At 43.0% G+C, this 13,379-nt stretch carries 13 protein-coding genes; 5 read left to right on the top strand and 8 right to left on the bottom strand.

Going from position 1 to position 13,379, the window contains the following annotated elements:
• Positions 1-632, top strand: a 632-nt coding sequence (locus VE944_RS02760) for a glycoside hydrolase family 10-like protein (RefSeq protein ID WP_324971936.1), incomplete at its 5' end; no start/stop codon positions are given.
• A gap of 483 nt (positions 633-1,115) precedes the next feature.
• On the opposite strand, the gene VE944_RS02755 is transcribed toward VE944_RS02760, so the two are convergent.
• Complete coding sequence (locus tag VE944_RS02755) at positions 1,116-1,841, bottom strand: Ycf66 family protein (RefSeq protein ID WP_324971933.1); 726 nt, start codon at positions 1,839-1,841, stop codon at positions 1,116-1,118.
• Between the two features lie 310 nt (positions 1,842-2,151).
• Between VE944_RS02755 and gndA the strand changes: the two genes are divergently transcribed.
• A complete protein-coding gene (gene gndA, locus VE944_RS02750; protein WP_324971930.1) occupies positions 2,152-3,582 on the top strand; it encodes an NADP-dependent phosphogluconate dehydrogenase in 1,431 nt (476 codons plus the stop codon).
• Between the two features lie 160 nt (positions 3,583-3,742).
• Here gndA and VE944_RS02745 read toward each other — a convergent pair whose 3' ends face one another.
• A complete protein-coding gene (locus tag VE944_RS02745) occupies positions 3,743-4,885 on the bottom strand; it encodes a serine/threonine-protein kinase (RefSeq protein ID WP_324971927.1) in 1,143 nt (380 codons plus the stop codon).
• A gap of 236 nt (positions 4,886-5,121) precedes the next feature.
• Positions 5,122-6,213 carry a calcium/proton exchanger gene (gene cax, locus VE944_RS02740; protein WP_324971924.1) on the bottom strand — a complete coding sequence of 364 codons (1,092 nt, stop codon included), beginning with the start codon at positions 6,211-6,213 and terminating at the stop codon, positions 5,122-5,124.
• Between the two features lie 780 nt (positions 6,214-6,993).
• On the opposite strand from cax, the gene VE944_RS02735 reads away from it, so the two are divergent.
• Positions 6,994-9,729, top strand: a complete 2,736-nt coding sequence (locus tag VE944_RS02735; RefSeq protein ID WP_324971922.1) for a DUF3536 domain-containing protein — start codon at positions 6,994-6,996, stop codon at positions 9,727-9,729.
• A gap of 497 nt (positions 9,730-10,226) precedes the next feature.
• Here the strand turns inward: VE944_RS02735 and VE944_RS02730 are convergent, their stop codons facing one another.
• Positions 10,227-10,643, bottom strand: a complete 417-nt coding sequence (locus VE944_RS02730; RefSeq protein ID WP_324971920.1) for an AAA-like domain-containing protein — start codon at positions 10,641-10,643, stop codon at positions 10,227-10,229.
• 93 nt (positions 10,644-10,736) lie between these two features.
• Here VE944_RS02730 and VE944_RS02725 point away from each other — a divergent pair, with 93 nt between their 5' ends.
• Both VE944_RS02725 and vapC read left to right on the top strand, forming a co-directional pair.
• Positions 10,737-10,937, top strand: a complete 201-nt coding sequence (locus tag VE944_RS02725; RefSeq protein WP_324971917.1) for a type II toxin-antitoxin system VapB family antitoxin — start codon at positions 10,737-10,739, stop codon at positions 10,935-10,937.
• Complete coding sequence (gene vapC, locus VE944_RS02720; RefSeq protein WP_324971914.1) at positions 10,934-11,344, top strand: type II toxin-antitoxin system VapC family toxin; 411 nt, start codon at positions 10,934-10,936, stop codon at positions 11,342-11,344. The genes VE944_RS02725 and vapC overlap by 4 nt, the downstream gene beginning before the upstream one ends.
• A 35-nt stretch (positions 11,345-11,379) precedes the next feature.
• On the opposite strand, the gene VE944_RS02715 is transcribed toward vapC, so the two are convergent.
• The 4 genes from VE944_RS02715 to VE944_RS02705 all read right to left on the bottom strand — a co-directional run.
• Positions 11,380-11,514, bottom strand: coding sequence for a hypothetical protein (locus VE944_RS02715; RefSeq protein ID WP_324971911.1), 135 nt, complete (start codon positions 11,512-11,514; stop codon positions 11,380-11,382).
• A 241-nt stretch (positions 11,515-11,755) separates the two neighbouring features.
• On the bottom strand, positions 11,756-12,001 hold the full coding sequence (locus tag VE944_RS34055; protein WP_414690092.1) for a hypothetical protein: 246 nt from the start codon (positions 11,999-12,001) through the stop codon (positions 11,756-11,758).
• A gap of 36 nt (positions 12,002-12,037) precedes the next feature.
• Entirely contained in the window at positions 12,038-12,283 is a 246-nt protein-coding gene (locus VE944_RS02710) for an HNH endonuclease (RefSeq protein WP_324971908.1), read from the bottom strand.
• Between the two features lie 7 nt (positions 12,284-12,290).
• A partial coding sequence (locus VE944_RS02705; protein ID WP_324971906.1) for a Gfo/Idh/MocA family protein occupies positions 12,291-13,379 on the bottom strand: 1,089 nt, incomplete at its 5' end.

Raw genomic sequence — 13,379 nt, 5'->3', positions numbered from 1 at the left:
TAGTGCTAGAAACTGTTACCCAATATGATGCAGATGGCATTCAGTTTGACGATCACATGAGTTTGCCTCACGAATTTGGCTACGACCAATATACAGTTGCTTTGTACACCAAAGAAACGAAGAATCCTCCGCCAACTAATTACCAAGATGCAGCATGGGTAAAGTGGCGGGCAGATAAAATTACGGCGTTCATGGTACAACTTAACCAAGCTGTGAAGCAGAGAAAACCCCAGGCGATTTTCTCTGTTTCTCCTAATTACTATGATTTCGCTTACAAGTTTCACCTGCAAGATTGGCTAGGTTGGATGCGGCAAAATATTGTGGATGAGTTAATTGTGCAAGTTTATCGTCCGGATCTGCAAAGTTTTGTGGCTAAGATTTCCCGCCCAGAAATTCAAGAAGCGCAACAAACAATTCCAACTGGAGTTGGCATTATGACAGGGTTACGAAATAATCCAGTTCCCATGCAGCAAATTAAGTCTCAGGTGCGGGCTGCCCAAGAACGCGGTTTAGGCGTAACTTTCTTTTATTATGAAAGTCTTTGGAACGATGCTCTAGAACCTTTAAACGAGCGCCAAGCTGGATTTGCAACTTTCTTTCGCTCTCCCGCACTCCGCGCCAAAGTTGAATAAATTTTCTGTTGAAGATTATGTTTTTGTACTATCAATTAAGGTTTTGATATCTAATTGGTAGTGCCTTGCTTGTTGCAAAAGCTCAGATTCCCGACTCATTTTAAAAGTCGGGAATCTTGTATAACCACTTCAGATGTGTGCTTCTATCCATTCTGATGCTACTGCGATCGCTGCATAAAATCGATAGGTAATTTCTATCGCAATCAAAGCACATCAAGGCATTATTCTGGGCCCAAGCTCGTCAACAAGGACAACCAACAGCTGGTGATAAGACGATTGACGGTGACATAATTTTAGTAGCCCAGGCTGTAACTCTTAATGTTGCAGATGTTGCGTAGCTTGCCGCCGTAGGCATCGCAACATCTAATGTTGGTCATTTATCAAGGTTTGTTTCAGCCGATTTGCGGCAGAACATTATAAATAAGTTAAGTGAAACCCAACATTATATTAGGTTAACGCTGGGTTTCACTGTATTCAACTAGCTTAATTAGGCGGTATTTCTTCAGGTAGCATTTCCGCCGGGGGAGCGAGTACCGCATCCGGCGCAATTTCTTCTACGGGAATCGGTTGCTTCTCCTCAATTTCAAAATCTGGTTGCGCTGCTTCCACCAACTCAGGAGATGGGGGATGTGGTGGAATTGCTTCCGGTACACTCTCGGTTTTGGCTTCGGTGTCAGTAGTAATCTCCTCTGCTGGTTTTTCTGGTATGGCAGTAGTTTTGTCGATAATCTCAACAGTAGGCTTCTCTGCTATTACAGAGGTAATGTTTTCAGGCTTGGGGGTTGTGGGTGTTTTTTTACTCCCAGTTTGTTGTACCTTGTCTTTCACACCACTGAAGGTGCTACCAAGACCTTTTTGCAACTGGCCCAGCCTTTCCTGAAGGGAGAACTTATTTACCTGTTCCTGAATGCCAGTTTTCACCGTCTCAGGACTGGGTACTTGGGTTTGTTGTGGCTGGGGGGTCAGTTGGCGACGTAATGATAGAGTTTGCCAGCCAAACCAGACCAAAAGAGCCACACTAGCCACATGACCCAGCAACAAACCTCCAGTAATGCGTGGTGCAAACACCCATAAGACTAAAGCATAGAAAAATCCTACACCACTCCAGATAAAATCATTCTTCCGGTGGATTTCTGGAAAAAAGAAAGCTGCTATGTAAATGGCTAAACTACCAAGACCGACCACTAAAGCTAGGACATACGCCAGCATTATTTGGTTACTCCTTTGACTAGGGATTGGGGACTAGGGATCGGGTACTGGGTATTAGATATCAGGAAGAAAAAGTAATTTAGTGAATTAAATTGCTTCCTAGTCCCCAGTCCCCAGCCCCTCAACTAACAATTTTGCAAATTTTGCTAGTCAATTGTTGATTTAGATACAAATTAAAATTAATTATCCTTGTTAGTTGTGGATTTTTATCATTTATTCAAGTCTTAAGGTCTTCTTTAGGGGAGAACGGAAAATATCGGACTACCCTTATAGGTAAAGGATCTGCAAGAGAGTTAGCCAGAAATTTTTTATGACACTACAAAGCTTTGGTGTGATTGGATTAGCCGTTATGGGTGAGAACATCGCTCTAAACGTAGAGCGCAATGGCTTCCCAATTGCAGTTTACAACCGCTCCCGAGAAAAAACGGATGCGTTTATGGCGCAGCGTGCTACAGGACGGAACGTCAAAGCCGCCTTTACCTTGGAAGAATTCGTCGCCTTATTGGAACGTCCCCGCAAAATTCTAGTAATGGTGCAAGCTGGTAAACCAGTGGATGCGGTGATTGCTCAACTAAAACCTTTGTTAGACGAAGGCGATATCATTATCGATGGTGGCAACTCTTGGTTTGAAGATACAGAACGACGCACTCAGGAATTAGAACCCGCAGGGCTTCGGTATCTTGGTATGGGTGTCAGTGGCGGTGAAGAAGGGGCATTGAATGGCCCATCTCTGATGCCTGGAGGTACAACAAGCTCTTACGAGTTTCTATCACCAATTTTCAACAAAATTGCTGCCCAAGTCGATGATGGCCCTTGTGTAACCTACATTGGCCCTGGTGGTTCTGGCCATTATGTCAAAATGGTACACAACGGCATTGAGTATGGCGATATGCAGTTAATTGCTGAAGCCTACGACTTGCTGAAAAATGTCGCTGGATTAAACCCTAGTCAGCTACATGATGTGTTTGCTGAATGGAACACCACTGACGAACTCGATTCATTTTTGATCGAGATTACGAAAAATATCTTCCCATATATTGACCCAGAAACAAATAAACCCCTGGTGGATTTGATTGTTGACGCAGCAGGTCAAAAGGGAACTGGACGTTGGACTGTACAAACTGCATTGGAATTGGGAGTTGCTATTCCCACAATTACAGCAGCAGTTAATGCCCGGATTATCTCTTCTATTAAAGAGGAGCGGGTTGCAGCATCTAAAGTCCTCACAGGCCCCAGTGGCAAGTATGACGGGCAAACCAAGGACTTTATCAATAAAGTACGCGATGCTCTCTATTGCTCAAAAATCTGTTCTTATGCTCAAGGGATGGCGTTGCTATCCACAGCTTCAAAAACATATAACTGGAATTTGGATCTGGGCGAAATGGCGCGGATTTGGAAAGGTGGTTGTATTATTCGCGCTCGCTTTTTGAATAAGATTAAGAAGGCTTTTAGCGAAAATCCAGCTTTGCCTAACTTGCTGTTAGCTCCCGAATTTAAGCAGACAATTCTTGACAGACAAACTGCTTGGCGAGAAGTAATTGCGACAGCTGCAACAGTTGGAATTCCAGTACCCGCATTTAGCGCATCCTTGGATTATTTTGACAGCTATCGCCGCGATCGCTTACCTCAAAATCTAACTCAGGCACAACGCGACTACTTCGGCGCACATACCTACCTGCGTCTTGATAAGCCCGGAAGCTTCCACACTGAATGGGTACCCATTGCTGAAGCTAAGAAGTAAGCTTTTGCACATCTGTATCAGAATATTGTGAAAGGTTAGTCCGTTTCAAAATACAGCTTTAGAAGTGGCTCTGAGTTTTAGAGCCACTTTTTTTAAACGTAGATATAAAGCAACAAACCGCAGAGGCGCAGAGAACGCAGCTTTCTATTTTTTATTGATTTTAAGGGTTATTATTACCAAGATATTTGGCTTTTAATTCTTCTAATTCTTCATCTATTTGACTTTTACTAAAAGGCTGAGGTGTGGCGTTTTGTGGCTGTATTTTATTTGGTTGAGGTTTGTTGTTACCCATAAATTGGGTTTTCATTTCTTCTAATTCCTGATCCAGTTGACTAGGAGATTTAGATACAAAAGCAGGTGAAGAATTTGGTGGCGATTGAGGGATAGGTTTTGGTGCAATCGCTGGCTTTGATGCTACTTGCGAGTATTTATTTAAGTCTTTGAGAACTTCGTCTACTGTTTGATAACGCCGAATCGGAATACTTTCTAGCATCTTGTTGAGAATGCGACTCAACTCATTACTGACGGGAGTTTGCAAGTATTTCTGCCATACCCAAGTATCGTTGTTGGTATCATAAGAATCGAAAGGCGATCGCACTGTTAATAAATTAATACAAGTAGCACCCAAGCTGTAAATATCGCTGGCGAAAATAGCCCTACCTCTCATTTGCTCAGGGGCAACATATTCTGGACTACCAATACTAGTACCAGTTTTATTTAAGGCAGCGCCAGTGGTAGATTTAGCAGCACCAAAATCTACTAATACTAGTTTGCGTTGGGCATCGCTCTCACGAATAATATTTTCTGGCTTAATATCGCGGTGAATTACGTGTCTAGTATGACAAAATTGCAAAACTGACAATAAATCGTTTAATAGTTGCCGGATTTGTATTTCATTGAAAGCACCTCTATGTGCCAATTCCTGGGCTAAGTTTTGCCCGTCGATAAATTCTTGTACAAGATACTGCCGATCGTCTTGGGTAAAATATGCCAGTAGTTCGGGAATCTGAGGATGTTTGCCCAATTCATCTAACTGCACCGCTTCTTGGTTAAATAACTCTACGGCTTTGGCAAGACTATTAGCACCTTGGGATTGGGGATAAAATTGCTTAATTACGCAGCGTGGTTTTGAGGGTTTATCCTCATCCACAGCTAAGAAGGTTTTGCCAAAACCACCTTGTCCGATTGGTTTGATAGCACGGTAACGTTCTTTGAGGAGTAACTTGGAACCGCAAGTCCGGCAAAACTTGACATCATTAGGATTTTCAGGCTTGGGACAATGGGGATTAAGGCAGTAGCTCATATAGGCGATCGCTCTTATATCTTTTTATTTTACAGGCGTTGAGGGTAGGGGCTTTTGCGAATGGCTTAAATGAGCGATGTCTACGACGGGCTACGCCTACGCACTACTATCTAGTACAGCGCGGCGGAAATCAAGCTACTATTTTAAAACTTGCAAAAGTCTTGATATACAAAACTTTTGACTTTTGACTTTTAACTTTTGACTTCCCCAAACGGGCTGACTTCCGCCTTGCGGTACTATCCCATACCTTCCATAACTGGGTGGAAGTAGAAAGCAAACCCCAATACCGTATAAGCAGCTAATAATAAAGTGCCTTCCAGCCAATTGGACTTCCCATCAGAACTAATACTGTTTGCAATCAACACTGACACAACCACAGCTACTAATTCAAAGGGTTTGAAATCCAAATCCATTGGTTTACCCAATATTCGCCCTGCTATAACCAACACGGGTGCAACAAATAGGGCAATCTGCATACTTGATCCCACAGCTACCGAAAGGGAAAGATCCATCTTATCTTTCATCGCCACGGTAACTGCTGTAGCGTGTTCAGCCGCGTTACCGACGATGGGAACCAAAATCACCCCTGTAAACAGCGCCGTCAAACCTAGCTGAGATGTGGCCACTTCCAGAGAATCGACCAACATTTCTGATTCAAGTGCTACTAGTAAGGTACATACTAGCAGCACGCTAACCCACAACATCATATTTGGTTTAGCATGAGGGATTTCCTCTGCTTCTATCTCCGCTACACCCACATCATATAGATAAGAGTGGGTTTTCATCGAAAATAGCAGCGTTAAGGCATAAACCAGAATTAACACCACAGCAACAGCAATAGAAAGATTTTGCAGTGTTTCTTCGTTAATTCCTTGAGAGGTGTAATTCATCGCCGTTGGCATCAAAATGGCAATCACCGCTAAATTCATCGAAGCAGCATTTACCCGCGCCACAATTGGCTGAAATGTCTGCTCTTTGTAGCGCAGTCCCCCCAAAAGCATGGAAAAACCCATTACCAGTAGTAAGTTGCTAATAATCGATCCCGTGATACTGGCTTTGACTACATCTATTAACCCAGCATTCAGCGCTACTAAGGCGATGATTAGTTCTGTAGCATTGCCAAAAGTGGCATTTAACAAGCCCCCTAACGATGGCCCCACTACAACAGCAATTTCTTCTGTGGCTGTACCCATCCAAGCCGCTAAAGGCAGAATTGCTAATCCAGCTGTAATGAAAACTATCAATTCTCCCCATTCCAGAAAGTGGGCTGCTACAGAAACCGGGATAAACAGTAGTAAAACGAAAAGAATAATGTTTTTGGTTGACATTTGTTGTTTTGGGTTGAGAGTATCTTATCTCAGTGCTTTTAGCGGTAGCGGGGCGTTTAGCCCCTGCTAAGTCCTGAATTTTGAATGGAGAAATGGTCTTTAAGTGGACATAAATAAAGTCAAGATGAACCACTTCGTTAATTCCACTATGCCCCCGTAAACCAGGTTTTCTTTGACCGATGGAAACACGATTGCAAGACACGCAATGATCAAAAGCCCAGCGGTCGCTAATTTTTGTTTAGTGTTTTTCGTCATGTTAGAAACTGGTCACTCTATAGTGAATTCTGTTACTCCCATAGGATACTCTCAACCATCTGTAGACCAATTCAGAGATTGTACTGTTTTCCATTCATTGCCACGGTAATTATGTAAAATAAGATTGCGATATAATGAGTTCTCGTAATCTTTTGTTGCAAAAGTATGAATTTGAGCCAAAATATTACATCAAAAATGGGGTTTAATTATTAAAAGACAATTAAAATTTTGATTGGCCCCTAATAAGAGAAAACCCCTAACTCAGGCTTTGTTCAATGGCTAATTACTTTAAGCCTTCAGGGAAAGGGCTGTCTTGCAAAGTTCCTTTAAGTCGGCAGAGCCGCCCAACGGACTTTGCGCTGTGCGATAACGCAGATTTCCCACTAGAATAAAACAGCTTTGTCAAAATTTAGTTGGATCTCTTAGTTGTTGTTTATACCGGATTTTGTGTTCAAACTATTGTAGAAAGGTTTACGCACAATGTTTTCGGTGCAACTGCAAGTTTTTTGTTTTGGATAAATATACATGACTTCTGCTGCTGAAATGCCAGCTAGCTCTGGCTCAACGTTAACATTACATTCAGATCCCAATAACGCCAAAGAAACCGATTCCCTGAACAAGGCTAATGGTGTTTATGTGACGGTGCATGGTCATTTTTACCAGCCACCAAGGGAAAACCCTTATCTGGACGCAATTGAACGCCAACCGAGCGCTGCACCTTTCCATGACTGGAATGAGCGGATTCATTGGGAATGCTATCGTCCAAATGCCTTTGCCAGAGTGTTAAATGACCGAGGCGAAGTGGTGGGGATCGTCAATAATTATGAGTATTTTAGTTTTAATATCGGGCCAACTCTGATGTCGTGGCTAGAACGCTACGATGTGGAGGTTTATCAGCGTATTTTAGAGGCGGATGCCAAGAGTAGCGATCGCTTGCATGGTCACGGGAATGCGATCGCGCAAGTATACAATCACATCATCATGCCTCTGGCGAATGAACGCGACAAATATACCCAAATTCGCTGGGGTAAAGAAGACTTCCGCTCCCGCTTTGGACGCGATCCCGAAGGGATGTGGTTAGCAGAAACTGCTGTAGACTACGCAACCTTAGAAGCTCTTGTTGCTGAGGGTATTCGCTTCATTGTCCTTGCACCGTCTCAGGCACTGCGTTGTCGTCCCGTCCCCACTCCAGATCATCCCCATCCTGAATGGATCGAAGTAGGTGGTAGTCAGATTGATTCTACCCGTCCCTATCGGTGTTATTTAAAGCCCACATTAGACACTTCATCTTCACCTCTGAGTGCAATCAAAGAAGAGAATGGGGATAGTAATCACTCCCCACTCCCCACTCCCCACTCCCCCCCTTACATTGATATCTTTTTCTACGATGGCCCGATATCGCGGGACATGGGTTTTAGTGATGTGGTTTATAATTCCAGTCACTTTGCTGGGCGTATCAGTTCGGCGGTGCGTGGGGATCATCGTGCAGCACAGTTGATTTCTGTGGCGACAGATGGGGAAACCTTTGGACATCACAAAAAGGGAACTGAGAAAACTTTAGCCTACGCCTTTACCAAAGAGTTTCCTCAACAGGGTTGGACGGTAACGAACTTTGCCCACTACCTGAGCTTGAATTCTCCGAGTTGGGAAGTGGAATTGAAGTCAGTCACAGCCTGGAGTTGCGCCCACGGTGTCGGCAGATGGGAAGATGACTGTGGTTGCGGTGGGGAAGGTGGTGTTTGGCATCAGAAATGGCGTCGTCCTTTGCGGGATTCCCTAAATTGGCTGCGGGATCAGCTAACTGAGGTGTATGCAGAACATGGTAAGCAGTTATTTCACGATCCCTGGCTAGCACGGGATGAATATATCCAAGTAATGCGCGATCGCTCTGCTACCAATGTCAACCGTTTCCTCGCCCGTCATCAAACCCACAAACTAACAGCAGCAGAACAAGTAGACGCTTTGCGCTTGTTAGAAATGCAGCGTCACGCTTTGTTGATGTTCACTAGTTGCGGTTGGTTTTTTGAGGAAATTTCCCGTCCAGAGGGGACACAAATTCTGCGCTATGCTGCCCGTGCTTTGGAATTGGCAGGGGATGTGGCTGGTGTGCAGTTGGAAAAAGGCTTTGTCAAACGTCTTGGTTTAGCCCCCAGTAATGTGGATCAGTTCAAACACGGTGCGGAAATTTATCGGCAACTTGTGTTAACTGCCCAACTTGGCTTTAAGCAAGTAGCAGCCCATTACGCCATTACTTCCCTATTTACCAATCAGAAACCAGCAGAGGCGCACAATTCCTTACCTAGAAAAGATGCTGCTGACAAACAGTCTCAGCGTTACCACAAAAAGGTTTATTGCTATGCAGCCAATGAGTTAGATTACCAAATGCAACGGATGGGATCGCTAACTCTGGCTATCGGAAATTTAAAGCTGGTATCAGAGATTACTTGGGAAAGTGAGCATTTGGTATTTGCAGTTCTGCATTTAGGAGGCTGGGATTTCCACTGCGGCATTCAGCAATTTACTGGGCGACGTAACTACAGCCAATTAAAAGAAAAGCTGTTTGGGGCATTAAAACAAGCTAGCGCGGCTCATACTATCTTGGCAATGACACAGCTATTTGGTGAAGAAGCTTTCAGCTTACAGAATCTATTTGCTGAAGAACGCCACCGAATTATGCGGCTGCTTAGTGAGGAAACACTGACGCGTCTAGGGCAATTATATACACAAGCGTACCGTGATAATTATGGTGTGCTGATGGCGTTTCATCGAGATGAAATAGCAGTACCGCAAGAATTGCAGGTAGCAGCCGATATTGCTTTAGGGCATCGCTGTCTGATGACATTACGATCGCTTGAGCAAGATATCGCTGATCCCCAAAAGAGTTGGAATCACATCCTAGAATTGGAGGCGATCGCTACTGAAGCAAAACATCTGCGTTGTCGGCTGAATATTCCCGACGGTAAGCAGATGTTAGAACAGTTAATTGCGCGATCGCTTTGGCAATTATTGCACGATGCAAATGGTAGTTTTAATGCAGATATTCAACTGTTGGAAAGATTGATTGATGTCGGGGATCAACTAAATATTAATGTTTCCCTACAGCGATCGCAGGAACTATACTTTAGTTGTCTGCACAGTCAGATAGGGCCGGTATGTATCACTAGCGTTGATAATGAAGCAGATAATAAGTGTCTTCAGTTGCTCAAGTTGGGCAAAAAGTTAGCCGTTGATGTCAGCGCGATCTCAAGCCAGTTGGGATAGATGTAGGGACTCACAGAGGTACATTAGTATCAACTTAGTGTACACACATCTTGGTAATGAATGTTAAACAGGTAAACGTAGCGCTACGTTTGCCTTTTTCCAGTCCTCTCTCTTCCTGTTGAAGTCGGAAAGATTCTTCATTATCCTGAAGTTCTTGCCTACGCTCAGAATTGCTCTGTTCATGAGGATTTTTATTCATTGATATATCTCCAAATTGATAAGTGATACTTCAATCAGAATGGACGATAATATATAAGAATTAAGGAGCCAGAATCGGCTAAATCTTAGCTATCTTCTAACAGGAGTCAGAATAGTTAAAGAATCATAGAGAGATTTAATTAATGGATATCCAAATCAGACTAAACTCTCTATAAATTCTTAATTCTGACTCCTAGATGCTGAATGATCGCCAAAAAAGGGGCAAAATAACTCCCAGGTGAGACTTCCCATTATCCTTGACAATATAATTGCATCGACCTGCAACCATTAAATTACGCCTAACTGTTGATTTGCAACAGGCGATCGCCGAAAAATGGCCGAAATAACTTACAGGCGAGACTTGACATTTCACCATGCAGATGCACCAACCCCATATTGTACAACTGAGAGGCTTGCACCGCCTCACAATATACAAAATTTGATTGCTTGACAATTTCTGTAAACGATGGCACTAAATCAGGATAGCCTTGCAGGTTCCACCATTGTTGTTCTAGATGCTCTGCATAGATGGTAGTGGTGAATGCAGAATTTTCTAACAGTTCTTCCAGGGTTACTGTCTGTTGCTGAAGGTAATAAAAAGCCATCAAGAGTGCGATCGCTATTTTTGTAGAGACTGTTTTAAAAGTAATGCGTAGGCGTAGCCCGTCGTAGACATCGCTCCTGATGGTGATGAGCGTACTATTTTGTTCGTGCAAGCGCGATCGGTTCTAATGGTTGATGAGCGTGTAATGTCTTTTCGTCCAAGTGCGATAATATTGATTTAGTCAGTTGTTGGATTGGGAGCGATCGTGGTTACACAGTTCAACATCAATAATACATTGCTGCAAGAGGCACTCGCCCTAGATGACCAGATAACCGTTGATGCCCTGGTCGAAACTGCACTGCGCGAATATATCCAACGTCGCAAGCGACTCAAAGTGTTAGAACTCTTTGGCACTATTGATTATGACCCAGACTACGACTACAAACAGCAACGTCAGCAGGCATGAGGGTCATAGTTGATACCTCTGTTTGGTCGCTGGCTTTGCGTCGGAGAACCCCACCCGATTCTTCCCCTGTAGTTACCCGATTACGCGATTTAATTACCAATGACCAAGTTGCTTTGTTGGGTGCGATTAGGCAAGAAATCCTTTCTGGCATTCGCAGTTCGGAACAGTTTACCCGTCTACGAGATTACCTGCGGATATTCCCAGATATGGAACTCTTACCTGAAGACTACGAACTTGCCGCAGAGTTTTTTAATACCTGCCGTAGCAATGGTATCCAAGGTTCAAACACTGATTTTCTGATTTGTGCAGTTGCCCATCATCGAAGCTACAGCATCCTCACAACAGATAACGATTTTCAGAGTTTCCAAGCACATATTCCTATTATTCTATTGAGTGTTGAAGGTTAGTGCGATCGCTGCTCTTGTAGCGACTGTGTTAAAAATCAAGCGTAGGCGTAGCCCGTCGTAGACATCGCACCATCTATGAAGGTTGATGAGCGTGCAATGTCTGTTCTCAAGAGTGCGATCGCTAATCTTGCAGGAAATGTCTTAAAAGTCCTACTTTTATCTATGCTCATCAATATTTAGATGCGTTTGCCCTGGGGGTGAGAAGTACTTATGTATATACTGTAGGGCTAAAGACTGGAAACGAGGTCAATTTTTGAATAAAAATCTTACACAAAGAAAAGGGAATAATATCCCCTTTCTTTTTACAGTGAATTTTAAGTTAGTCAAGTACACAACGATTCGTCTCAAATCCAGGTAATGCACCCTGTTTTACTTCAAAATTCTAACTCCTGAATTCTGCTGTAACTTTATTTACTTGATGTGAGAGCGATCGCAATGGTAGGGATAAAGCCACTCACACCTGAAGAGTCCGCGAGTATGTTTCTCAAAAAAGGTTCCTGCATGGCGGCTACGTGATATGTCGATCCCAGCTTTCGTTTTAATCTCATATAACCAAGGAAAGGATAATGCTAAAACAGCTATGACCGCAAAGAGGTAGAGAATCGTAGTTTTAATATTGAAGAATCTTAAAGAATTGCTATTGTGATTTTGAGGCATAGATCGTGAAAAATTAATAGCTCATCCAATCCTAACCTAAAGCTGAAAATATCGCTGGAAGCGAGAATCCATGTTGCTTGATTTCTGCTGATTGCAGGTTAAACAGAGGGTTTGTAGATTGCTAATATCATTTTGACCACCACGAAAGAGGGGAATTATATGGTCAATACTGAGGTTAGTTTCTATAGTAGTTTTACCGCAGCTTTGACATTGATATTTGTCACGTTGAAAAACATATTTTTTCACTTCTGGCGGGATACGAATGCGGGGAGTTTTGCTCATTTTATCTTTAATTACTAATAAACTCTTCCAAGCTTGGTACATCTACCCAACTTGCTTTTGTATGAGATTCATGGGATAAATCCATCAACAACTGAGAATAAATTCCTTCTCGCAGTGATGGTATAATTTCCTGATTGTGGTCAATTCCTTGCACCCATTGGTCTACTACGCGGATAAATGCCGAAATACGCCCATCAGTATAATTTTTCGGAAAAATTAATCGATTCGGTATTTCTATTTCCGTTAGAGGTTTACCTATCTGCGAACCCCAAACACGAAAACCATGTATATAATCTTTTTGATTTTCACTACCCACAATTAATGTACCGCGATCGCCATATACTTCTACCCAATGAGTTCTTGGTGCATGAACAACTGCGCTGATAGAAAGTTGGCAAGGTGTACCATTTGCTAATTCCAGCGTCAATATACAGTTGTCATCTGTATCTACTGGCTTCGATTCTCCACTAACAGGATCAACTCGTGTAGGAATAGCAGTAGTTAAATGGGCGTTTAATCTACGGACTGGCCCGAATAACCAGTGAATATAATCGAAGGCGTGGGAACCCAAAGATCCCAATGCACCGCCTCCTTTCTCTTTATCAGAATACCAATTCCAAGGGCGTGAAGTATCAGCACGAGAAGAACCCAACCAATCAATTTTAATTAGGCGCAACTCACCCACATAATCTTCTGACAATAATTCAGCAAACAACTGCCATCCTGGTACAAAGCGAAATTCAAAGTCTACAGATGCAATAACGCTCTTTTCTTTAGCTAAATGATAAAGTTCTTTGGCCTCAACTGCATTTAAAGTTGTCGGTTTTTCTAGTAATAAATGTTTCCCAGCTTGTAATACGGCTTTTGCCATTTCATAGTGCAAAAAAGGCGGCGTAGAGATGCTAACTGCTTGCACTTCTGGCAATGCCACAATATCTGCCAGTGAATCGGAGGCATGGGGGATATTATGGGCTTCTGCTATAGCTTTAGCTTTATTTATATCTCGGTGATAAACAGCAACTACCTCAGTTTGAGGATGTGCTTGGAATCCTGGGATGTGGACTTTTTGACCAAATCCAGTGCCTGCGATCGCAAT

It is taken from the genome of Nostoc sp. (assembly GCF_035638895.1).
In the GTDB taxonomy this organism is placed as follows: domain Bacteria; phylum Cyanobacteriota; class Cyanobacteriia; order Cyanobacteriales; family Nostocaceae; genus Nostoc.
This window is presented reverse-complemented; position numbering and strand designations above follow the sequence as displayed.